The sequence below is a fragment of the Actinomadura miaoliensis genome, from assembly GCF_039536785.1.
Lineage (GTDB): Bacteria > Actinomycetota > Actinomycetes > Streptosporangiales > Streptosporangiaceae > Spirillospora > Spirillospora miaoliensis.
The window spans coordinates 43,764-66,937 of record NZ_BAAAZG010000084.1 but is presented as its reverse complement, the minus strand read 5'-3'; the positions used below and the strand labels follow the sequence as shown (position 1 = coordinate 66,937).

Genomic DNA, 23,174 nt, shown 5'->3' with positions numbered 1-23,174 from the left:
CTGCTCCCGCTCCGGCGCGGGCAGAGTCACTCGACTGTGACTGATCTGGACCACGAACAGGCCCTAGCTCGGAGTTGGTCGATCTCCTCGACATCACGCGGACCCGTGGCCGCAGCCTACTGCGCGCCCTCCTGGAGAACCGGCGCTGTCAGCATCGAGATCTCGCCTGGGGACGGTATCGCTGAAAGCGACCGATTGGTCCGGCTTGCGCCACTACCTGGCGAGCCAGAGCCTGCGAGGCTCGGTGTGTTTTAGGCCACTGGTGTCCTCGGCATAATCAAACCTGCTGATCACGCCGACGTGACAGCCATCCTGGAGAGCGGGCTCGAACTAGACCTTGAGTTGGACGGATCAACGCTACACCTGTCAGCCGTCACCGATCCCGAGGCACACACCTGAGGGCGCCCCATGCCAGTACGGGGCGGACTGTGTCAATCCTGAGCAGGTTTCGACTTTGGTGTCGCTCTTTCCAATTTGCCTCCGGTGACGCTCACGGGGGCGTGTCCATTGTTGGGGCGGTAAGGAGCGGGTGGATCTCGCTGGTCGACCTGGAACGGCTGCGGTTCGGAGACGCCTCGGCCCAGGCAGCGCGGCTGGCGTGGGCGACGTTGGCACTGGCTGGGGATCGGCTGGCGTTCGGGCGCCCGTCGGTGTGGCTGCGCGCCGACCGCGACCTGGTCCGTGAAACCGAAGTGTTGGCGTTTGAGGACGAGGGTGGCGGCCCTGGCGTAGGTGCGCCGTGATGACCACAGGCATCGAGGTTACTCCTCCGCCAGGGCCTTGTTGGTGGAGTACTCGATCGCGTCGCTCAACGCCTTGGACGGCTCCAACGCGACCGTGTCGGACGCCATCACGATCCCGGCCGCCGCGGTACGGTGCCGCAACTGGGGGAACACCTCGGTGGCTCGAGACGGGTCGCTGAGCGGCTGGTGCAGGCGATGGGGAGGAACTCACAGATGCAGGGATCGTGTGCGCCGCCCGATATCGCCCTGCAGGGGGCGGGAAGGTGATGCCGCCGTCGTATCCGGAGGGGGCGTAGCGGGCGGGGGTGATATCGACGGTGTGGTCCGGCTTGACGTCGCCGGTCCAGATGCCTAGTGATCAACCCACCACCGCGCCAGTCACCATGCCAGAACCGGCCATTTCCGAGACGACCAGCCGCAACAGTGGCACATCACGCCTAGGATCACGGCGTGGCCAACCCCTTTAACCCCCAGCAGTGGCCTATTTTTGCCGCTGTGGCTGTGGCTGTGGGTGTTCTCCTCGTCGGGTACAGCATCAAGGCCACCCAGTACGAACCCCAGTCGACGCCGCCCCCGCCGCCCGCCTCCGAACCGGTCGGTGTCCCGAGTCCCGCCCATACCGAGTGGGAGACACCAGTGCCCACGGTCATCAACTGTGGGCCCGGCGACGATCCCGGAACTCTGCTCCTGCGCAAGGAGATCTGCATGTCCCCAGATCCGGAGGACGAGGCGCTCGACCGGATGATGAAGGAGTTGGCTAGGCAGCAGCGCGAGCTGCAACAGCGGATGCGCAGCTACCCGCCGATCGTGCCTTCGACTCCGGTTGTGCCGCCAGTCGGCGGCGGAACGCTGTGTGCGGACGGAACCTGGTCTCAGTCCTCCGGTCGCGGCACCTGCTCCTGGCACGGCGGCGAGGCGAAACCGTAGAGGCCCGGCGGTACACCGCCGTGATGATGGCCCCGCAGTTGGTGTTTGTCGCTGTGCTGGTGAAGCTGGCGCTCCGACCTGACGCACAGATTGGAAAATCTCGGCAGTGAGCTGTCGCCAGCAGGAGAGAAGGGTCATGACAAGCCCACATCAAAATGGCTACGACTTCAGAGTTGAATGTCGTCGCTGTTCAGGCGGGATGTGTCGCCAGGCACTTGAATCCCGAACTCGCGGATGCAACCCGGGTGGATCGAGGCTAAGAAGTCGTCTTGGTGCTTGCCCGGAGCCAGATGTCGATCACGGCGATGTGGACGGTGGCTTTAGAGCGAACGGCGAGCTTGTCGTAGCGGGTGGCGACCGCGCGGTGCTGTTTGAGCAGGTTGATGCCGCGTTCCACGGCGTGGCGCAGTCGGTAGGCGTCCGGGTCGAACAGCAATGGCCGTCCTCCGGCCGAGCTCGTGGCCTTGCGGTGAGCCTGCTGGGCGGCCTTGACCAGGATGGTGGCCTTGATCCGGCGGCGGCGCAGGTAGGCGCGGTTGCCCTGGCCGAGTATGCCTTGTCAGCCAGCACCCGCTCCGGCCGGGGCCGGGGGCGCTTGCCCCGCCACGCGGCACGCTGATCCGCTCCACCACCGGCACGAATGCGGGCTGTCCCCGTGCTGCCCGCCCGTCGACACCACCGGCAGCGGCTTGCGACCCTGCTCACAGGCCAGATGCAGCTTAGTGGTCCACCCGTCGCGCGAACGTTCCAGCCCATGATCGGCCGGCTCCGGCCCCGGCAGCTCGACCCGATCCTGATGATCGTGGCGGGCGCCCGCGGCGTGCTGGTGGGCCCAGCTGATGCTGGAGTCCACCGACACACTCCACCCCGACCAGCCCAGCAGCGTCGGCAAAGGCTCGCAGCTTTACCCAGATCAGCGCCCAGATCCCGGCGCGCTGCCAGCGATGGTGCAGGCTGTAGACCGACTGCCAGTGCGTAACGTTCGGGCACATCCCGCCACGGTGCGCCGACCCTGGTCCGCCAGCGGATCCTGTCCTTCCCCGCCGAAGGCGTGTGGTCCCTGAGTGGCTGGACGGGCGCGGGCGCGGCTGGGGCCGAACGTAGGGGTGCTCGACACGGGCGGCCGTTCGGGCCGCCCGGTTCGTCGCTTTCCAAGTCATAGTCCTGCCCGCGCCGCAAGCACACGCCGATCGGGGTGGTGGAACGCGCCTCGCAGCTGTCGACGGTGCACGTCAAGTGCGTCCAAAGGAGGTGCTCGGCATCCGAAGCGCACCCCACGGGGTTGGGTAGGCCGCGTGGGACAGGTGGACCTTCGCCTCTAGCACTGGATGCACGGCAGATTAGGACCTCTTGACACCGTCAAGCGGTCCTAAGTGGCTCCCCGATTGGCTCCCGAATATGGTTCGGTGGGCTAAAAAGGGGCTCCGGATCGAGATCCGGAGCCCTCTGACCTGCGAAAAGCTGGTCGGGACGGCGGGATTTGAACCCACGACCCCTTGACCCCCAGTCAAGTGCGCTGCCAAACTGCGCTACGTCCCGGCGCCTGCCGCAGCAGGCGTGATTACTGTAGCGCAGTCTGCGGGGTCATGCGTACCGAGATAGCGGGAGCCTGGGCTCGGGTGGGCCGGGTCGGGGTGGCTCTGGTGGCGGCGTTCGGGGTGGTTTGTGGGTGTGACCAGGGGGCGGAGCGGACGCCGGGGGCTGGGCCGGTGAGTGGTGGGGCGGTGGAGTCGACCGAGAAGGCGACGCAGAGGGCGACTCCGAAGGTGGCCCGGGAGCCGGTGGTGCCTCGGGGAACACGGGCCGGGTACGTGGTGTTCGACCGGGAGAGCCGAAGGACGGTGAGGGCATACCGGGCGCACCGGGTGTTCCGGTCGGCGTCGGTGGTGAAGATCCTCATCGCGCTCGATCATCTGGAGCGGAGCCGGGAGGCCGATCCGCGGCTGGGGCCGATGCTGCGGTCCAGCGATGACGCGGCGGCGACGGCGTTGTGGCGGCGGGGTGGGCGCGGGGCGATCGTCGAGCGGATGGCGCGGCGGATGGGGCTCACCGACACCAGGCCGCCGCCTGCGGACAAGCCGGGGTTCTGGGGGTACACCGCGCTCAGCGCCGCGGACGTGGTGAAGACGTACCGCTATCTGCTGGAGAGGGCGCGGCCCGAGCATCGCGACGTCGTGCTGCGGGAGCTGCGCAGGGCCACCAGGCGGGGGACGGACGGCTACGACCAGTACTTCGGGATTCCGCGGGCCGTGCCGAAGCCGTGGGCGGTCAAGCAGGGCTGGTCGGGATTCGGGCAGGGCGCGTCCGGGGTCGTGCCAGGGGATCTGGGGCTGGGACGGCCGGTCCTGCATACGACCGGGCTCGTGGGGCCGGGGGAGCGGTACGTCGTGGCGGTGCTCACGCTGCAGCCGGCGGGGACGTCCTACCCCACGGCGGCCGCCAGGATCACGGCCTTGACCCGCCAGGTGTGCGCCTTGTGACAGCAGGGGGGAATGGGGGGCTCGTTCCTGGTGTTGTTGCAGGTCAGAGTGCCTTTACGTTTTTTGCCCTAGCGTGGGCATCTGATAACGTCAGGCCCGAATCCCGCGACGCGCGCCATGCGTCGTGGCCCGTCGTGACCCGGGAGGGACCGGGGCGCGACCGTGGCGCGCGGGAACGCGCCCCCCACCGAGATCAGACCAGTGAGCGGCCGCCGTGGGCAGCGGTGGCCGTGGCCGAGTCCGTGTCCGTCGCCTGAGCGAGGACCGGAGCCGGGGACCCAAGTCGGGCCGAGCAGGCCCCGGGGTGAATCGGCGCGTCGACGAGGCGCGCCGTAGGGCTCTTCCATGCCCGAATCCGTCAGCTAACCCGGTAGGCGCCATGGGAGACAAGGAGTTCTCTGCATGCCCGATCGAATCGCTTCTCAATCCCCCGAGGCTCGTCTGGGCGTGGGCGTCGCCATGGGGACGGTGCTGGCCGGAGCCGTCGGTTTCGCCCTCATCGCTCCTTCCTCGAACGAGGAGCCGCAGGTCAAGGGGCCTGTCGCCCAGGCACAGGTGGAGAGGGCACACAGGAGTGTCGCCATCGGTGAAAAGCCCGAGGGCTACGCGGTTCCGATCCGCAAGGTCGAGCCGTCCGAGGCGATCCGTCTGGCTCTGGAGCAGGTCGGTGTCAAGGAGGGGCCGGACCGGCAGACCAAGTACCACGACTGGTTCGTCTCGACGCCCAACGCGAAGATGACGGCCAAGCGTGACGGCGGGTTCAGTGTGGACGCCTACAACGGCGCCGAGTGGTGCAACATGTTCGTGTCCTGGGTCGGTGCGCAGCTCGGTGTCAAGGACATGGGCTGGGACGCCTACACCGTCCAGCACGCCAAGTGGTTCGCGAAGAAGGGGCGCTGGGGTCACAAGGCCAAGCCCGGGGCCGTGGTGTTCTTCGACTGGCAGAACGGGTCCGGGGGCGGCATCTACGGCATCGACCACGTCGGCCTGGTCGTCGAGGACAACGGGGACGGCACCATCACCACCGTTGAGGGCAACACCAACAACGCCGTGGAGAAGCGGGTGCGTCCCAAGTCGCTCGTCGCCGGGTACGGGTACCCGGACTACGACGCCGACTGACGATCGGCGGGCAGCGGAGGGCGTCCGGCACGCGCCGGGCGCCCTTTGTCGTCCTGAATGCCGCAATCATTCACTTTTTTTGTGGTGTCTTCTACTCCGTCGTTGCGGTGGCCGGAAAGGTATCCGGCACGCGAGCGGGGACGGGGGGAGGACACGTCCATGAGGGCAGGGCCGCACGGGCACGTCCCGTCTGGGCGCCTCCTGCCCGGCTCCCACCGGCCTGGTCCGCGCGGCCCTGACGTGAGCGTGGTCGTGATCGCCTACAACGACGCGGGTCGGCTGCCCCGGGCGGTCGGTTCGGCGCTGAGACAGTCGCTCAGCGCCGTCGAGGTGGTGGTCGTGGACGACGGGAGCACCGACGGGACGGGGACGGTGGCCGAACGGCTGGCCGCCGAGCATCCGGGACGGGTGCGGGTCGTGCGTCTGCCGGTCAACTCCGGCGGGTGCGGCCGCCCGCGCAACGCGGGCGTGGAGCGGGCACGCGGCCGGTATGTGATGTTCCTCGACAGCGACGACGTCCTGGACCCGCACGCCTGCCTCAACCTGCTGACCACGGCCGAGGACACCGGCGCCGACATGGTCTCCGGGCTGTGCACGCGCGTCCACATGGACCGGGTGCGCAAACGGGAGCGCCCCTGGTACCCGTGGCTCTACCAGCGGACGGCGGTCTACGGCGCGCTGCGCGACAACCCGGACCTGCTGTACGACACCCTCGCCACCAACAAGCTCTACCGGCGCGCCTTCCTGGAGAGGCACGGGCTGCGGTTCGAGGAACGGCTGCACTACGAGGATCTGCTGTTCACGGCGGAGGCGTACCTGGCGGCGTCCCGTACGGCGCTCATTCCGCATCGCGTCTACAACTGGCTGGTCGAGCCCCATACGCGGTCGATCTCCAGCCGGCGTTCGGAACTGGCCAACTTCGCCGACCGGCTGGAGATACACCGGCGCATCGACGCGCTGTTGCGACGGCACGGTGACGAGGAGTTGCGGCTCGCCAAGGACGTCAAGTTCGTCAACCACGATCTGTTGCTCTACATGCGCGATCTGCCGTGCCGCGACGCCGCCTACAGGGAGGGTTTCCGCGCACTGGCCGCCGACTATCTGGCCGGCCTCGACCCTCGGGTCTACGAGGCGGCCAGCCCCATGGCCGCCATCGCCGCGTACCTGTTGCGTGAGGGCGACCAAGACGGGGCGTTGGCGGCGGCGGAGTATCCCGTGCTCGGTGCCGGTTTGCTCCAACACGACGGGCGTGTCTTCTGGAGCGGGCGGTACACGTCGTCGGGCGAAGCGCGCCGGATTCTGGACGTGACGCATCTGGGGCTGCAGCAGTGCCCGCTCAGTGAGCTTCGCCCCCTCAACGTGGTCACCGGGCTGACAGTGCGGGACGGCCACGCGCGCTTGCGCGGGCACGTAGTGAATCCCCTGGGCAGGGTGGCGGGCGACGCGAAAATAACGGCGCGCCTTGAGCTGTCCGCCAGGTTGAGGCCCCGGCGGGTCTTCCGCGTCACCGCGACCGTCACTCACGCGGGGGATCGGCTCCTGTGGGCGGCGGACTTCGATCCGGTACGGCAGGTTCGTCCCATGGGGGTCGCCGACGCGGTGTGGGACGTGCGGCTGCGCCTGAACGTGGACGGCGAGGAGGTCGTCACCCGTCTGTCCGGCAGGGAACTCCGCGGCGCGGCGGAGCACGTGCTGTTGCCGGTGCGTCCGCGCCTTTCACGACTAGCGGCCGGGAGTCTGCGCCCCTACATCACCACCAGGGGGAATCTGGCCTTCGTCCTGCATAGGAGTGGACGCGCGTGGCGTACCGCCCGGGCGGCCGCGAAAGCGCCGCTGGGGCGTCGTGCTCTCCGTGGCGCCCGCCGCACGGTGAGAGCCGCGCGCCGCCTCCACAGGGCGGCCCGGCGTGCGGTCACGTCCCGTACCACCAAGACGGCCGTGTTCAACCACGTGCTGAGCCGGCTGCCCGTGCGCACGGGCACCGTCGTCTTCGAAAGCCACATGGGACGCCACTACGCCGACAACCCCAAGTACATCCATCGCGAGCTACGCCGGGCAGGGGTTCCGGTACGGGCCGTGTGGGCGTACGACTCCTCACCCCGGGGCTTCCCCAAGGACGCCGTGCTCGTGCGCCGGAACTCGTGGGCGTACCACTGGGAGCTGGCCCGAGCCCAGTTCTGGATCGACAACCAGGGATTCCCCGGCGGGCTGCGCAAGCGGCCGCAGACCACCTACATCCAGACCTGGCACGGTTCGGCCTTCAAGCTGATGGGCTTCGACCAGCCCCGGATCAAGCGTGCCGGGCGGGCCGAACGCGCGCGGCTGCGCCGCATGGTGGAACGCTACGACTGCTTCCTGATCCGCTCGCGGCACGACGTCGACACGCTCGTCAGGGGTCTCGGCGTACGCGCCGAACTGGTGCCGGCCGGATATCCGCGCAACGACCCGCTCGTCAATGCCGATCCCGACGTGGCCGCGGAGGCGCAGGCGCTGCGCCGCTCCCTCGACCTGGACGACGGGCGCCGGGTGGTGCTGTACGCGCCCACGTTCCGCCGTGGCCCGGACGGGGAGCCGGTGCGTCACGTCGACCCGCCGATCGAGCCGCGGCGGTTCGCCCGCGAGTTCGGCGACGTGATGGTCCTGCTGGTACGGCCGCACTACCTGTGCCGTACCCGGCGGCCCGCGGTGGCTGGAATCCGCGCCCTCGACGCGAGCCGCCTGCCCGACGTCACGCCGCTGCTGCTGCTCGCCGACGCGCTGATCACCGACCACTCGTCCCTGATGTTCGACTACGCGCTGCTGGACCGGCCGATGATCCTGCACGTGCCCGACCCGCAGACGCTGGGCGGCGGCTACTTCGACCTGACCGAGCACGCCCCGGGCCCGGTCACCGCCACCGAGGACGACCTGGTGGCCGCCCTCGCCGACCTGGACCGCGTCGGCGCCCGATACGCCCGGCGCCGCCGCGCCTTCGTCCAGCGGTTCGGCGAGTACGACCGGGGCACCGCCGCCCGCGCCGTCGTGGAGCGGTTCTTCACCACCAGGGAGGGGGCCCGCGATGGCTGAGCCCAGGGACGTCTTCATCGTGTGCAACAACACCGACGCCGTGGGAGGCCTGCAACGGTGGGCGCACCACCTCGCGCGCCTGCTGGCCGGGCGCGGGCACCACGTCACCCTCGTTGGCGTCACCCACGCCGCCGAGCGGCACGACTACGAGGCGGACGGCTCGTACGCCGTCGTCACCCTGCACGAGCAGTGGCGGCCCCCCATGATGGCGTGGCGCCCCCACTCCGTGCGTCAGCGCCTCAACGTCGCCGCCTACGGGCGCGACCTGTGGCGCACCAGGACCCTCCGCCAGGGGGCGGCGCGCCTGTCGGAGCTGTTCGCCGGGGCGAGCCCCGGCGGCGTGGTCATCGCGGCGCAGGTGTGGGCGATGGAGTGGGTCCGTGCGGCCGACACCACCGGGCTCAAGGTCATCGGCATGACGCACGAGTCGTACGAGGCCACGCGTCAATCGTCCCGGTACCCCCGCGTCAGGGAGCTGTTCGCCCACTGCGACCGGCTGCTGGCGCTCACCGCCGAGGACGCCGACGCCTGGGCGCGCGACGGCATGACCAACGTCGGGCACATGCCCAACCCCCTGCACGTCACGCCGCGCCGCCTGCCATCGCTCGACGCCCCCATCGTGGCCTGCGTGGGGCGGCTGTCGGCCGAGAAGGGCGTGGACCTGCTGCTGGAGGCGTGGGCACGGGTCGCGTCCCGGTACCCCGGCTGGCTGCTGCGCGTGTACGGGGCCGGACCCGAGGAGGACGAACTGCGCCGCCAGGCCGCCTCGATCCCCGAGATCGCCACGTCGGTGGAGTTCCGCGGGGTCGTCTCCGACGTCGAGACCGCGTTCGCCGGCTCCTCGATCTTCGTTCTGCCGTCCCGGGCCGAGGGGTTCCCGATGTCGGTGCTGGAGGCGATGGCCTACGGCCTGCCGACGGTGGCCTTCGACTGCGCCCCCGGCGTCCGCGCCCTGCTGACCGACGGGCAGGATGGGCTGCTCGTGCCGCCGGGCGACACCGCCGCCCTCGCGGCGGCCCTCGGACGGCTCATCCGGGACGACGCCCTGCGCCGGGCCATGGGGGCGCGGGCCCGCGCGTCGGTGGAGCGCTACCGTCCCGACGCCGTCCTCGACCGCTGGGAAAGGCTCTTCACGTTGCTGCACCGGACCGTGCCGATCGTTTCCGAGCCGATTCCAGAAACATCTTTTGCTGACCAGGAATTTACTGGTCCATGGCGGCGGATCAGAAGATCTTCAACGGGCGTACGTGCTGGTGATGCCTCCGAGGTGGACTCTTGACCCTGCCTTTGTAGTACCGCAGTTCACGCCCCTCGACCGGTTTGTCGACGATGCCGACACTCATTGCGGTTCGTCCTATATTCCGGTGTTGTGGAAATCGTGGACGCGGGGTGGAAGCGGCCGCCCGGTGGGCGGTCGCGGCCGGACGACGTAGCCGGACAGGGCGGACCTGGGACGGAGCGCGCCCAGTCCGCCGCCGGGCGGGCGGGGCACGCCGCCGGGGCGGTCGGCGCGGGCTCCTCCACGAACGGCGAGCCGCGGCTTCCGGCGGGCGGCAGACGCCCCCAGGACGCCGCGCCGGAGGCTCCTGGAGAGCCGGTGCGGGCGGAGCCGCCGCCCAAGGTGCCGGGCAAGGTCACGCCGCCGGACGCGCCGGCGTCCGACGACGTGGACGACGCCGCCCAGCCGGACGGCGGCCCTCCGAACGAGAGCAAGCCCCCACAGGCCACCAAGCCTCCAAAGGAGGCGCAGCCCGGACCCACCGCCGCGCCGGAGCAGGCGGCGGCCTCAGAGCCAGCTGAGGGCCAGGAGACCGGTGTTCCTGAGGAGGGGGCTGGTCCCGGTCAGCCGGGGACCCACGATGATTCCGGTGAGGCCGCGCCCGCCGCTGAGCCGGGGCGGCGGCGTGTGCCGATGCTGCAGGGGATGCAGGCCGCGGCGCGTGGACGCGCCGTGATCGCCGAGGCCCGTGTGGTGCTGGCCGACCGGCTGGGCTGCCAGCCCGGCGAGGCCCTGCAGCACCTGATCTGGCTGGCCCGCGACCTCGGCATGGAGCTGGAGGAGACGGCCGCGCTGCTGGTCGGGGACCGTCCCGCGGCCCGGGAGACGGGCGGCGACGCGTACGCCGTGGTCCGGGAGAGCGCGCTGAGGGCGCGGCGGCGCACCACCCCGCGCGGGGACACCGATCCGATGGTGGCCGTCGAGGAGCTGCTGGGGCGGCCGATCACCGAGGACGCCGAGGCCGACGCCGACCTGCTGGCCGCGACCCCGGACGACCCGGTGGCGCGGGCGATCCTGGACGCGGCGATCGTCTCGGCGGCCTGGCTGGTGCCGGTCCGCTCGCCCGAGGGACGTGTCGTCGACTTCGTCTACGCCGCGCTCAACGAGCACGCCGTGGACCCGTTCGGCCGCGGCATCCGCGAGCTGCGGGGGCGCCGGTTGCTGCGCGCCGACCCGGGCGCGGTGCTGAGCGGCCTTTTCGCCGCCCACGTCGACGTGCTGGAGACGGGGCGGCCGTTCGCCCGCGGCCCGTTCTCCTACACCACCAGCCGTAACGGCACCCCACGCACCATGCGGCTCACCATCCGGTCCGTGCGCGTCCCCACCGGTATCTGCCTGATCTGGCGCTTCCACGACGAGGAGGAGCGCACGGCGCGGCGGCTGGAGCAGGCCGAGCGGCTGGCGCGCATCGGGTTCGCGGAGTGGGACGTGGCGACGGGGGAGCAGGACTGGTCGTCGCAGATGCTGGCCAACTACGGCCGCACGGAGCAGGACGGGCCGGTCACGCTGAAGGAGATATCCGAGGTCGTGGTCCCCGAGGACCTGCCGCTCGCCGAGGACGCGCTGCACACCGTGCTGGACCGGCGCGAGTCCGTCCAGTACGAGCACCGCATCCGCACCCCGGACGGCGAGCGGCGGCACCTGTGGCTGTACGCCGAGCCGGTGCTGGACTCCTCGGGCCTGCTGGTCGGCGTGCGGATGCTGACCCAGGACATCAGTCACCGCCGGTCCCTGGAGGGCGCCCTCGCCGAGACCCGCCGCGACCTGCTGCGCCTGCAGGGCCAGTCGGCCCGGGAGCGGCAGGTGGCGCTGGCGCTGCGCCGCGCGATCCTGCCGCCCGACCTGGTGCTGGCCGGGGCGAGCGGGCTGAGGGCCGCGGTCCGCAGCATTCCCGCCGAGAACACCGCGCGCATCGGCGGCGACTGGCACGTGACGCGGGTGCTGTCGGACGGGCGGGCCCTGTTCGCCGTCGGGGACTGCAGCGGCCACGGCCTGGCCGCCACCGCCGACATGGCGCGCATGCGGCACGGGCTGCTGGGCCTGGCCTACACCGGCGAGTCCGCCGGACGCCTCATGGGCTGGCTGAACGACCTGGCCAACGACCAGGAGCCGACCGCCACCGGCACCGCCGTGATCGCGCATTTCGAGCCCGAGACCTGCCGTATGAAGTGGGCCACCGCCGGTCACCCGCCGCCGCTGCTGGTGCGCGACGGGCGGGCGCGGCTGCTGGACGACACGCCCGACCCGCTGCTGGGCGCCTTCCCCCGGCTGACGTACCGGACGCTCACCACGCAGCTGCAGCCGGGCGACGTGGTCGTCCTCTACACCGACGGCCTGGTGGAGCGGCGCGACAGCGACCTGGACGAGCAGATCGACCGGCTGGCCCGGATCGTCGAGAAGCACGACTGCGAGCCGGACCGGCTGCTGGACCTGGTGCTGACCCGGATGGGCTACGACCCGTTCGCCGACGACACCACGCTGTTCGTCGTCCGCGTGGCCTAGCCGCCGAGCCGGGGACGATACTTTCTAACAATCGTTTGGTAGAGTCCTCCGGTGTGAGGACGCGGTACGGGACGGGCCGGGCACCGGGCCGGGAGAGCGCGGCGGACCGCGCCTTCCGCGCTGAGGTCCGCGACTGGCTGGAGACCAACCTGGCGGGCGAGTTCGCCGGCGCCCGGGGCCTCGGCGGGCCGGGCCGCGAGCACGAGGCGTTCCCGGCCCGGCTGGCGTGGGAGCGGCACATGGCCGCGGCGGGCTGGACCTGCCTCGGCTGGCCGGTCGAGCACGGCGGACGCGGCGCCACCGTCGCCCAGCAGGTGATCTTCCACGAGGAGTACGCGCTGGCCGGCGCGCCCGCCCGGGTCGGCCACATCGGGGAGAACCTGCTCGGCCCGACGATCATCGCGTTCGGCACCGACGCGCAGCGCGCCCGGTTCCTGCCGCCCATCGTCGCGGTGGAGGAGCTGTGGTGCCAGGGCTACTCCGAACCGGACGCCGGGTCCGACCTGGCGGGCGTGCAGACCCGCGCCGAGCTGGTCGGCGGGGAGTGGCGCGTCACGGGGCAGAAGGTGTGGACGTCCCTGGCGACGGAGGCGGACTGGTGCTTCGCGCTCTGCCGCACCGAACCCGGGTCCGCGCGGCACGCCGGGCTGTCCTACCTGCTGGTCCCGATGCGCCAGGACGGGGTGGAGATCCGCCCGATCGTGCAGATGACCGGCACCTCGGAGTTCAACGAGGTGTTCTTCGACGGCGCCCGCGCCGACGCCGCGAACATCGTCGGCGCGCCCGGCGACGGCTGGCGGATCGCGATGGCGACGCTCGGCTTCGAACGCGGCGTCGCCACGCTCGGCCAGCAGGTCGGGTTCCGCCGCGAACTGCAGGGCGTGGTCGAGCTGGCCCGCCGCACCGGCGCCGTCGACGACCCGCTGCTGCGCGACCGGCTCACCCGCGCCTGGATGGGCCTGGAGATCATGCGGCTGAACGCGGTGCGCACCATGGCGGGCGTCGCCTCGGGCGCCCCCGGTCCCGAGTCGTCCATCTCCAAGCTGGTGTGGGGGACGTGGCACCGGGAGCTGGGGGAGCTGGCCATGGACGTCCTCGGCGCGGCCGGGCTCGTCGCCGACGGCGAACCCTACGACCTGAACGACTGGCAGCGGCTGTTCCTGTTCTCCCGCGCCGACACCATCTACGCCGGGTCCAACGAGATCCAGCGGAACATCATCGCCGAGCGCGTGCTCGGCCTGCCGCGCGAGCCGAAGGGGACCGGATGACCGAGGCGATGCCGCGGTACGTGGAAGGGCACGGCCTGCTGCGCGACCGCGTCGTGGTGATCACCGCGGCGGCCGGGGCCGGGATCGGCGGTGCGACCGCGCGCCGCTGCCTGGAGGAGGGCGCCGCCGTGATGGTGTCCGACGCGCACGAGCGGCGCCTGGCCGAGTCGCGCGCCGCGCTGGAGAAGGAGTTCGGCGCCGACCGGGTGGCCGCCCGCCGCTGCGACGTCACGTCCGAGGACGAGGTGCGGGCGCTGTACGCGGCCGCCGTCGAGCGCTTCGGACGCCTCGACGTCGCCGTCAACAACGCCGGGCTGGGCGGCACCGCCGAGCTGGCCGACATGACCGACGAGCAGTGGAACCGCGTGCTGGACGTCACGCTCAACGGCACCATGCGCTGCACCCGGGCCGCGCTGCGCATCATGCGGGAGCACGGCTCGGGCGTCATCGTCAACAACGCGTCGGTGATCGGATGGCGGGCGCAGCGCGGCCAGGCCCACTACGCCGCGGCCAAGGCCGGGGTGATGGCGCTGACCCGCTGCGTCGCGCTGGAGGCCGCCCCGCACGGCGTCCGCGTCAACGCGGTGGCTCCGTCGCTGGCGATGCACCCGCACCTGGTGAAGGTGACGTCACAGGACCTGCTGGACGAGCTGACGCGCGGGGAGGCGTTCGGCCGCTATGCCCAACCCTGGGAGGTGGCCAACGTTATCGTCTTCCTGGCCAGCGACTACTCGTCCTACATGACGGGCGAGGTGGTCTCCGTTTCCAGCCGGCATCCTTAGGAGCACACCGCCCATGAGCCCACGACGGCGCGACACCGAGGGCACCGCGGCCGCGCGCGCGGAACGGCGCGCCGAGCTTCTCGCCACCGCGGCCGAGGTCTTCGCGGCGAAGGGCTACGCCGCCACCACCGTCCGGCAGGTCGCCGACGCGGCCGGGATCCTCGGCGGCAGCCTGTACTACCACTTCGACTCCAAGGAGTCGATGGTCGACGAGATCCTCTCGACGTTCCTGAACGAGATGTGGGCCGCCTACGACCGCGTGCTGGCCGCCGGGCTCGGCGCGCGCGAGACCGTGGAGGCCATCGTCGTGGAGTCGTTCCGCTCGATCGACCGGCACCGGGCCGCGGTGGTCGTCTACCAGAACGAGTCCCGCCACCTGGCGGCCACCAGCGAACGCTTCGCCTACCTGCTCGACTCGCACCGCCGCTTCGAGCGGATGTGGATGTCGCTGCTGGAGCGGGGCGTGCGGGAGGGGGCGTTCCGCGCCGACCTCGACCTGCCCCTGGTGTACCGGTTCGTCCGCGACACCGTGTGGGTGGCGGCGAGCTGGTACCGGCACGGCGGGCGGCTGGCGGCCGACGACATCGCCAAGCAGTACCTGGCCATGGTCCTGGAGGGCATCCAGGCCTGAGGAGGGAGGCCCTGAGGTGGCCGAGGCATTCATCGTCGAGGCGGTCCGCACCCCGGTCGGCAGGCGCGGCGGGGGGCTGTCCGGGGCGCACCCCGCCGATCTGGGCGCGCACGTGCTGGCGGCGCTGATGGACCGGGTGGACGCCGATCCGGCCGCGGTCGACGACGTCGTCTTCGGCTGCGTCGACACCGTGGGGCCGCAGGCCGGTGACATCGCCCGGACCTGCTGGCTGGCGGCCGGGCTGCCCGAGGAGGTCCCGGGCGTGACCGTCGACCGGCAGTGCGGCTCGTCCCAGCAGGCGGTGCACTTCGCCGCGCAGGCGGTGCTGTCGGGCACCGCCGACCTGGTGGTGGCGGGCGGCGTGCAGAACATGTCGCAGATCCCCATCGCCTACGCGATGACCGCCGCGGAGCCGCTCGGCTTCGGCTCCGGCCCGTTCGCCGGGTCCAGGGGCTGGACGCGCCGGTACGGCGACGCCGAGGTGTCGCAGTTCAACGGCGCCGAGATGATCGCCCGTGACTGGGACATCTCGCGGGAGGAGATGGAGGCGTTCGCCTACACCTCGCACCGGCGCGCGATCCGCGCGATCGACGAGGGGCGCTTCCAACGGGAGATCGTCCCCTACGAGGACGTCGCCGCCGACGAGGGGCCGCGCCGCGACACCTCACCCGAGAAGATGGCCGGGCTGCGGACCCTGGTGGACGGCGGGCGTCTCACCGCCGCGCTGGCCTCGCAGATCTCCGACGGCGCCGCCGCGCTGCTCGTCGCGTCCGAACGCGCCGTGCGCGACCACGGCCTGACGCCCCGCGCCCGCGTCCACCACATCTCCGCGCGCGGCGAGGACCCGATCCGGATGCTGTCGGCGCCGATCCCCGCGACCGCGCACGCGCTGCGCCGCGCCGGGATGAAGATCGGCGACATGGACGCCATCGAGATCAACGAGGCGTTCGCGTCCGTGGTGCTGGCCTGGCTGAAGGAGACCGGCGCCGACCCGGCCCGCACCAACCCCAACGGCGGCGCCATCGCGCTCGGCCATCCGCTCGGCGCCACCGGCGCCCGCCTCATGACGTCCCTGCTGCACGAACTGGAGCGCACGGGCGGCCGCTACGGGCTGCAGACCATGTGCGAAGGCGGAGGCCAGGCCAACGTCACCATCCTCGAACGCCTCTGACGGCGCCGCGAACCCCGGGTTGCATAATGGGCTGATGCTGGAGGGCCTGCGGATCGTCGAGGTGTCGAGTTTCGTCGCGGCCCCGCTCGGCGGCATGACACTGGCGCAGCTCGGCGCCGAGGTCGTCCGCGTCGACCCGCTCGGCGGCGCGGCCGACGTGGGACGCCACCCGCTGGCCCCGTCCGGCACCAGCCTGGTGTGGACCGGGCTGAACAAGGGCAAACGGTCGATCACCGTCGACTTCCGGTCCCCGGAGGGACGCGACGTCGTCACCCGCCTGGTGGCCGACGCCGGAGCCGTGCTGACGAACGCGGTGGGCCGGGCCTGGCTGTCGTACGAGACGCTCTCGCAGGCCCGCCCCGACCTGATCCACCTGCAGATCCAGGGACGCGCGGACGGCACCGCGGCGGTCGACTACACCGTCAACGCCGAGATCGGGTTCCCGCTGGTCACCGGGCCCGCCGACCACGCCGGCCCGGTCAACCACGTGCTGCCCGCCTGGGACGTGGCGTGCGGGCTGTACGCGGCCGTGGGCCTGCTCGCGGCCGAACGGCGCCGCACCCGCACGGGCGCCGGCGCGCGGATCACCCTGGCGCTGCACGACGTGGCGCTGGCCATGGCCGGCAACCTGGGCTTCCTCGCCGAGGCGCAACTGGGCGCCGAGCGTCCCCGCATCGGCAACGACCTGTACGGCGGCCTCGGCCGCGACTTCCCCCTCGCCGACGGCGAACGCGTCATGGTGGTGGCGCTGACGGCCCGGCACTTCACCGACCTGTGCGCGGCCACCGGGCTGACCGGGACCGTGGCCGAGCTGGAACGCCTGCTGGGCGCCGACTTCACCCTGGACGGCGACCGCTACCGGCACCGCGAGTCCCTGTTCGCCCTGCTCGCCCCCTGGTTCGCCGGACGCACCCTCGCCGAGGTCGACAAGGCGCTCGCGCCGACGTCGGTGCTGTACGCCCCGTACCGCCGCTTCACTGACCTCGACCCCGCCGCCAGCCCCCTGCTCGAACAGATCGATCAGCCCGGCGTCGGCCGCGTGCACGCCCCGGCCTCGCCCCTGGACACCGGCCGGCGCACGGTCGTGCCCGCCCCCAGGCTGGGCGAGCACACCGACGCCGTCCTGGCCGAGCTGGGGCTGGACCCCGCCGGGCTGCGCGCGAAGGGAGTGGTCGCTTGATCGACATCGCCGGATGGGAGCCCGGCCCGCAGGAGCGCACGGAGACGATCCACCCCGCGCCCGCCCTGGCGCTGGCGGGACTGCTGGACGTCGACCCGCCCGGTCCGGAACTGCCGCCGCTGTGGCAGTGGCTGTACTTCCTCGACCGTCCCCGCACCGGCGACCTGGGCGCCGACGGCCATCCCCGCGACGGCCACTTCCTGCCGCCGATCCCCGACCGGCGCCGCATGTTCGCCGGGGGCCGGCTCACCCTGCGCCAGCCGATCCGCCTCGGCGACACGCTCACCCGCCGCTCGGAGACGGCCGACACCACGCTCAAGCACGGCCGCAGCGGCGAGCTGCTGTTCGTGACCGTCCGCCACACCTACCTGCGCGACGGCGCCGAGATCGCCGTCGAGGAACAGGACCTCGTCTACCGCAGCGGCGACCCGGCCACGCCCACGTCCGCCCCTTCGTACGAGCCGCCGCAGGTGGAGGCGCCGTGGACGCTGCCGGCGACCACCGACCCGGTGCTGCTGTTCCGGTTCAGCGCGCTGACCTACAACGCCCACCGCATCCACTACGACCCCGTCTACACGACCGAGGTGGAAGGCCATCCGGCCTTGGTGGTGCACGGCCCCCTGCTGGCGATCCTGTGCCTGGAACTGCCGCGCCGCGCCGGTCACAAGGTGAGCGAGCTGGCGTTCCGCGCCCGCAAACCCGTCTACGTCGGGCAGCCGTTCGTCGCCGCCGGCTCCCCGGACGGCCACCTGTCCATCGAGGCCCCGGCGGCCGTCACGGCCATGACCGCGACCTTCGCCTGACCGGGGTCTACGGGTCGGACGGCGGCCGCCGCCCACGCGGCGGACGGCGGCGCCTGCGCCCGGCCCGTCCGCTGTCGCGCAACGCCCTGAACAGGGCCCGCGACACCGCCCACATGTATCCCATGGTCTCCCTGACCCGCCCGGCCCCCGTGGGAGCGATCCACCAGTGGGAGCGATCCAACATTAACGATCAATCTGGTGCCGGGCCGGGAGATTCTGGAAGGTTGGTGGCATGGGCGACAGGTTGCAGCAGACGTACGGGTTGACCGACGAGCAGCGGGAGATCATCGCGACCGTCCGGGCGTTCGTGGACAAGGAGGTGCTGCCGGTCGCGACGGAGCTGGAGCATGCCGACGCCTACCCGCGGGAGCTGGTCGACCGGATGCGGGAGCTCGGGCTGTTCGGGCTGACGATCCCCGAGGAGCACGGCGGGCTCGGGGAGTCCCTGCTGACCTACGCGCTGGTCGTCGAGGAGCTGTCGCGCGGCTGGATGAGCCTGTCGGGGATCGTCAACACGCACTTCATCGTCGCCTGGATGATCGTCCAGCACGGGACGGACGAGCAGCGGGCGCGGTACCTGCCGCGGATGGCCGCCGGGGAGGTGCGCGGGGCCTTCTCCATGTCGGAGCCGGGATGCGGGTCGGACGTGGCGGCGATCCGCACCCGCGCGGTGCGCGACGGCGACGCGTACGTGATCGACGGGCAGAAGATGTGGCTGACCAACGGCGCCACGGCGAACCTCGTCGCCGTGCTCGTCAAGACCGACCCCGCCGCCGGACACCGGGGGATGACCACGTTCCTGGTCGAGAAGGAACCCGGGTTCGGGGAGGTCGCGCCCGGCCTGACCGTTCCCGGCAAGATCGGCAAGATGGGGTACAAGGGCGTCGACACGACCGAGCTGCTGTTCGACGGGTACCGCATCGACGCCGAGCGAGTGCTCGGCGGGCAGCCCGGGCGGGGCTTCTACCAGATGATGGACGGCGTGGAGGTCGGCCGCGTCAACGTGGCCGCGCGCGCCTGCGGGGTGGCGCGGCGCGCCTACGAGCTGGCGCTCGGCTACGCCAGGCAGCGTGAGACATTCGGCAGGCCGATCGCCGAGCACCAGGCCGTGCTGTTCCGTCTCGCCGAGATGGCCACCAAGGTGGAGGCCGCGCACCAGATGACGGTGATGGCCGCCCGCCGCAAGGACTCCGGCGAACGCAACGACCTGGAGGCCGGGATGGCCAAGTACCTGGCGAGCGAGTACTGCAAGGAGGTCGTCGAGGACGCCTTCCGCGTCCACGGCGGATACGGCTACTCCACCGAGTACGAGATCGAGCGGCTCTACCGCGAGGCGCCCATGCTGCTGATCGGCGAGGGCACGGCCGACATCCAGCGGATGGTGATCGGGCGGCGCCTGCTGGAGGAGAGCTGAGCGGAGGGCGTCCGGCGCCGCGCCGGACGCCCTCGTCGCTCACGGCAGCGACGCCACGGCGATGTGCGGACGGCCCGTCAGGGGATGCGGGCCGATGTGCGCCCGCACACCGAACACCTCGGCCACGAACTCGGGCGTGAGCACCTCCAGCGGCGGCCCCGCGGCCCGGACCGTGCCGCCGCTCAGCACGACGACGTGGTCGCAGTAGGACGCGGCGTGGTCCAGGTCGTGCAGGGCGGCCAGCAGGGTCAGGCCCAGCGACTTCACCAGGTCGAGCAGGCCGAGCTGCGCCCGCACGTCCAGGTGGTTGGTGGGCTCGTCCAGCACCAGCAGCGGCGCCCGCTGCGCCAGCGCCCGCGCCACCAGCACCCGCTGCCGTTCGCCGCCCGACAGCGTGGAGAACAGCCGGTCGGCCGCCCACGCCATGCCGACGCGTTCCAGGGCGTCGGCGACGATCGCGCGGTCGCCGGCGTCCTCCCGGTCGAGCAGTCCCTTGTACGGGGCGCGTCCCATCGCCACCACCTCGGCGACCGAGAACTCCCCGCCCAGCTCGCCGTGCTGGGTGACCACGGCGCGGCGCCGCGCCGCCTGCCGGGCCCGCATCCGCCACAGGTCGTCGCCGTCCAGCGACACCGCCCCGGCGGCCGGGCGCAGCGACCGGTAGACGGTGCGCAGCAGCGTCGACTTGCCGCTGCCGTTCGGCCCGACCAGCCCGACGAAGTCACCCGGCTCGGCCACCAGGTCGACGTCCGACACGATCGGCACGCCCTCGATCTCGGCGGTCACGCCGTCGATGACCAGCCGCATCAGCGCGTCCCCCGGCGCAGCAGCCACAGGAAGAACGGCACCCCCAGCACGGTGGTGATCACCCCGACCGGCAGTTCGTCGGGACGGTCCACGGTGCGGGCGGCGACGTCCACCACGACCAGGAACGCCGCGCCGAGCAGCAGCGCCACCGGCAGCACCCGCCGGTGGTCGGCGCCCACGAGGAACCGGGTGGCGTGCGGCACCATCAGCCCGACGAAGCCGATCCCGCCGACCACGCTCACCGCCGTCGCGGTCAGCAGCGAGGCGACGACCAGCAGCGTGACGCGCAGCGTCCGCACCGACGTGCCGAGCCCGGCCGCCGCGTCCTCCCCGGCCAGCAGCGCGTTGAGGCCGCGGGCCCGCAGCAGCAGGTAGCCGGTGCAGCCGGCGATGACCGCGGCGGGCAGCCCGAGGTCGGACCAGGACGCGCCCGCCACGCTGCCCATCAGCCAGAACATCAGCCCCTGCAGCTCGGTCTCGTCGATCTGCAGTTGCACGTAGCTGGTCGCGGCCGAGCACAGGTAGCCGACGGCGACGCCCGCCAGCACCAGCCGCGAGTCCACCAGCCGCCCGCCGCGCTGCGCCAGCGCGTACACCGCGAGCACGGTCAGCATGGCGGTGCAGAACGCCGCGCCGGTCACGCCGAGCCCGCCGAGCGCGCTCGCGCCGACGGCGGCGACCAGCACCGCGCCCAGCGAGGCGCCCGCCGACACGCCCAGCACGTACGGGTCGGCCAGCGGGTTGCGCACCAGCGCCTGGAGCGCCACGCCCGCGACGCTCAGTCCCGCCCCGGCCAGCGCCGCCACCAGCACGCGCGGCGTGCGGATCTCCCAGACGACCTGCTCGCGCAGCGGATCGGACGGCGCACCGGTCAGATGCGCGCCGATCACCTGCCACACCGCGCCGACCGGAACGGTGACCGAGCCGATCGAGATCGCCACCACCGACACCGCGACGAGCGCCACCGCCAGGCCGGCGATGAGCACGCCCGTCATGTGCCCCGGCACCATGTGCGGGCCGCGCCTGCGCACCCGCGCCTCAGCCATCGCCGTGCACCGCCTTGGCGATCTTCTCCACGGCCCACGCGTTGAGCGGCCCGAGGAACACCCCGTCGGAGGCGGTGGTGTACGTGCGGGTCCGTGACGCCCGCCACTGCGGGAAGGCGGCGAACAGCTTCCGCGCCTCGGCGTCCAGGTCCACGTTCGGCTCGAAGGCGCCCACCACCAGCACGTCCACCTCGGCGGCGGCGAGCTGTTCGCGGTTGAGGGTGGAGGTGACGTCGCGGGAACGTCCGGCGAACGCGTTGACGCCTCCGGCCGCGCGGACGACCTCGTCGGTGAGGCGGCCGGTCATCACCGCGGGCAGCCCGTTGACGTTCATCATCGCCATGCCCGGGTAGGCGATCAGCACCTTCCTGGCGGGCCGGCCGTGGACGCGGGCGCGCACCGCCTCCACCCGCCGCCGCAGCTCCGCGCTGACCCGCGCCGCCCGGTGCTGGACGTCGAAGACCAGCCCGAGCAGCGCCAGGAACTCGTACGACGACTCGATGGAGATGCCCTCGTACGCGGCCTTCTCCTCCGGCGAGGCGTCCGGTTTGCCCAGCGCGCAGTTGACGGGGTTGACGAGCGTGTTGACGCCCGTCGCGGCGAGCTGCTCGCGCGTGGCGAGGCCGCGCCTGGCGTCGAACCCGCCCGACCAGGTCGACAGCACCAGGTCCGCCTTGGCCGACAGCACCCGCTCGGCCGGCACCTCGAAGTTCTTGTTCATCGTGAACCCGCCGTCGGGCAGGGCCTGGACGTCGCGGAGCATCGTGGGGTGGTCCGACACGCCGTAGCGTTGCGCGTTGGCCAGCACGTGCTTCTGCAGGCCGAGCAGGACGACGCTCTCGACCTCGGCGACCGAGGTCCCGTTGAGGATGAGCAGTCGCCGGGGCGGCCCGGTGAACGTCACCTTCCGGCCGCAGTTGTCGAGGGTCAGCGGATAGGTGGTCCTGCGGGGGTCGGACAGGACGGCTCTGAGCGTCGTGTCCGGCTCGTCGTCGGGAGCGGAGTTCGCGCATCCCGACGTCACGAGCGTGGTCGTGAGCGTCACGGCGGCGCACGCGGACAGCGCGGCGCGCCGGAACGGCCGGTCGAACATCGAAGACTTCCTCGCGTTCCGGTGATCAGGACATGCGCGGGCACGCCGCGCGGCCCGTCGCCGGACGGGCTCAGGCGGCGTGCGGGCCGATCACCGGAGGGCCGCGGCGCCGGACGGCCCGGGCCAGCACGACGCCCGCGGGCGGCGGCCGGTCGCCGGGCGCGACCACCACCCAGGCGGGGCGTTCGACCGCGACCGGACGCGCCACCAGCCGCGCCACGACGATCGCGAAGATCGCCCCGCACAGCCACCACAGCGCCCGGTCGGCGCCCGCCAGCAGCGCGGCGCCCGCGACCGCCGCCACGGCGTGCCCGGCCAGCATCGACGGACCCGTGGCGGCCGGTTCGGGGACCGCGGACGGATGGTGCGCGGCGGCGGACGCCGAGCCCGCGGTGACCGTGAACGCCATGTGGAAGGCGACCTGCGCCCACCCGATGACGGCGAGGATCTTCCAGAACGAGGTCGTCCGGCGCGTGACGGCGACGCTCAACGCGCCCACCGCGCCGCCGGTGACCAGGACGGCGGGCAGCGGCGGCAGGCAGCAGTCCCGCGCACCGCCCCACACGTGACCGCCCAGCGCCAGCAGCGTGCACGCGGCGGCCAGGAACCCGCCTCGCACGTACCGCGGCACAGCCGCTCCCGGACCGGTCACGCGGTCAGCCTAAGGCCCGGCCCCGCCGGGCCCGCCGCGGGCCGGGCGAGGATGGCGCATATCGCGGTATGCGGGACCATCCCGACACCGCCGTCGCGTCGTGGTCGTTCCCTGGGCCGTGCGGCACGCCGTCGTTCGCGACCCCGGTCCGCCACCCGCCGACCGGCCCGCGTGACGAACTCGGGCGGGCCGGTCCCCGCTGCCCCGGCCG

Annotated in this window: 19 protein-coding genes, 1 tRNA gene and 1 riboswitch; of the genes, 13 read left to right on the top strand and 7 right to left on the bottom strand. The window is 72.2% G+C overall.

Features of this window, described 5'->3' with window-relative positions; genetic code table 11:
* Positions 1–761: 761 nt before the first annotated feature.
* Positions 762–884 (bottom strand): hypothetical protein, encoded by a 123-nt coding sequence (locus tag ABD811_RS42575; RefSeq protein WP_344959262.1) that lies wholly within the window; start codon positions 882–884, stop codon positions 762–764.
* Between the two features lie 309 nt (positions 885–1,193).
* On the opposite strand from ABD811_RS42575, the gene ABD811_RS42570 reads away from it, so the two are divergent.
* Positions 1,194–1,670, top strand: coding sequence for a hypothetical protein (locus ABD811_RS42570; protein ID WP_344959260.1), 477 nt, complete (start codon positions 1,194–1,196; stop codon positions 1,668–1,670).
* A gap of 256 nt (positions 1,671–1,926) precedes the next feature.
* Here the strand turns inward: ABD811_RS42570 and ABD811_RS42565 are convergent, their stop codons facing one another.
* Positions 1,927–2,106 (bottom strand): hypothetical protein, encoded by a 180-nt coding sequence (locus ABD811_RS42565; protein ID WP_425549515.1) that lies wholly within the window; start codon positions 2,104–2,106, stop codon positions 1,927–1,929.
* A 1,026-nt stretch (positions 2,107–3,132) separates the two neighbouring features.
* Positions 3,133–3,209, bottom strand: a tRNA-Pro gene (locus ABD811_RS42560).
* A gap of 302 nt (positions 3,210–3,511) precedes the next feature.
* On the opposite strand from ABD811_RS42560, the gene ABD811_RS42555 reads away from it, so the two are divergent.
* The 12 genes from ABD811_RS42555 (at position 3,512) to ABD811_RS42500 (ending at position 19,365) form a co-directional block, all read left to right on the top strand.
* Positions 3,512–4,150, top strand: a complete 639-nt coding sequence (locus ABD811_RS42555) for a serine hydrolase (RefSeq protein ID WP_344959258.1) — start codon at positions 3,512–3,514, stop codon at positions 4,148–4,150.
* A gap of 240 nt (positions 4,151–4,390) precedes the next feature.
* Positions 4,391–4,541, top strand: a riboswitch (cyclic di-AMP (ydaO/yuaA leader).
* Between the two features lie 11 nt (positions 4,542–4,552).
* Positions 4,553–5,269: a CHAP domain-containing protein gene (locus ABD811_RS42550; protein WP_344959256.1), complete on the top strand. Its 717-nt coding sequence runs from the start codon at positions 4,553–4,555 to the stop codon at positions 5,267–5,269.
* Positions 5,270–5,509: 240 nt separating this feature from the next.
* Positions 5,510–8,335: a bifunctional glycosyltransferase/CDP-glycerol:glycerophosphate glycerophosphotransferase gene (locus ABD811_RS42545; protein WP_344959254.1), complete on the top strand. Its 2,826-nt coding sequence runs from the start codon at positions 5,510–5,512 to the stop codon at positions 8,333–8,335.
* Complete coding sequence (locus tag ABD811_RS42540) at positions 8,328–9,614, top strand: glycosyltransferase (RefSeq protein WP_344959252.1); 1,287 nt, start codon at positions 8,328–8,330, stop codon at positions 9,612–9,614. The genes ABD811_RS42545 and ABD811_RS42540 overlap by 8 nt, the downstream gene beginning before the upstream one ends.
* Before the next feature lie 90 nt (positions 9,615–9,704).
* Positions 9,705–12,116, top strand: coding sequence for a SpoIIE family protein phosphatase (locus ABD811_RS42535; protein ID WP_344959250.1), 2,412 nt, complete (start codon positions 9,705–9,707; stop codon positions 12,114–12,116).
* A gap of 53 nt (positions 12,117–12,169) precedes the next feature.
* A complete protein-coding gene (locus ABD811_RS42530) occupies positions 12,170–13,384 on the top strand; it encodes an acyl-CoA dehydrogenase family protein (RefSeq protein WP_344959248.1) in 1,215 nt (404 codons plus the stop codon).
* On the top strand, positions 13,381–14,166 hold the full coding sequence (locus ABD811_RS42525) for an SDR family oxidoreductase (RefSeq protein WP_344959246.1): 786 nt from the start codon (positions 13,381–13,383) through the stop codon (positions 14,164–14,166). Before ABD811_RS42530 ends, ABD811_RS42525 begins: the two co-directional genes overlap by 4 nt.
* 13 nt (positions 14,167–14,179) lie before the next feature.
* The gene (locus ABD811_RS42520) at positions 14,180–14,797 is read left to right on the top strand and encodes a TetR/AcrR family transcriptional regulator (RefSeq protein ID WP_344959244.1); all 618 of its coding nucleotides are present in this window, start codon (positions 14,180–14,182) and stop codon (positions 14,795–14,797) included.
* Positions 14,798–14,813: 16 nt separating this feature from the next.
* Positions 14,814–15,968 carry an acetyl-CoA C-acetyltransferase gene (locus tag ABD811_RS42515; RefSeq protein ID WP_344959242.1) on the top strand — a complete coding sequence of 385 codons (1,155 nt, stop codon included), beginning with the start codon at positions 14,814–14,816 and terminating at the stop codon, positions 15,966–15,968.
* Between the two features lie 34 nt (positions 15,969–16,002).
* Entirely contained in the window at positions 16,003–17,148 is a 1,146-nt protein-coding gene (locus ABD811_RS42510; RefSeq protein WP_344959240.1) for a CoA transferase, read from the top strand.
* Positions 17,145–17,951, top strand: coding sequence for an HTD2 family dehydratase (locus tag ABD811_RS42505; RefSeq protein WP_344959237.1), 807 nt, complete (start codon positions 17,145–17,147; stop codon positions 17,949–17,951). The genes ABD811_RS42510 and ABD811_RS42505 overlap by 4 nt, the downstream gene beginning before the upstream one ends.
* A gap of 232 nt (positions 17,952–18,183) precedes the next feature.
* Positions 18,184–19,365: an acyl-CoA dehydrogenase family protein gene (locus ABD811_RS42500; protein ID WP_344959235.1), complete on the top strand. Its 1,182-nt coding sequence runs from the start codon at positions 18,184–18,186 to the stop codon at positions 19,363–19,365.
* Positions 19,366–19,404: 39 nt separating this feature from the next.
* Here the strand turns inward: ABD811_RS42500 and ABD811_RS42495 are convergent, their stop codons facing one another.
* The 4 genes from ABD811_RS42495 to ABD811_RS42480 all read right to left on the bottom strand — a co-directional run bounded on the left by ABD811_RS42495 (position 19,405) and on the right by ABD811_RS42480 (position 22,963).
* Complete coding sequence (locus tag ABD811_RS42495) at positions 19,405–20,199, bottom strand: ABC transporter ATP-binding protein (protein ID WP_344959233.1); 795 nt, start codon at positions 20,197–20,199, stop codon at positions 19,405–19,407.
* Entirely contained in the window at positions 20,172–21,218 is a 1,047-nt protein-coding gene (locus ABD811_RS42490; protein ID WP_344959230.1) for a FecCD family ABC transporter permease, read from the bottom strand. The genes ABD811_RS42495 and ABD811_RS42490 overlap by 28 nt, the downstream gene beginning before the upstream one ends.
* Positions 21,211–22,311 (bottom strand): ABC transporter substrate-binding protein, encoded by a 1,101-nt coding sequence (locus tag ABD811_RS42485; RefSeq protein ID WP_344959228.1) that lies wholly within the window; start codon positions 22,309–22,311, stop codon positions 21,211–21,213. Before ABD811_RS42485 ends, ABD811_RS42490 begins: the two co-directional genes overlap by 8 nt.
* A 70-nt stretch (positions 22,312–22,381) precedes the next feature.
* A complete protein-coding gene (locus ABD811_RS42480) occupies positions 22,382–22,963 on the bottom strand; it encodes a hypothetical protein (protein WP_344959226.1) in 582 nt (193 codons plus the stop codon).
* Between the last annotated feature and the right edge of the window lie 211 nt (positions 22,964–23,174).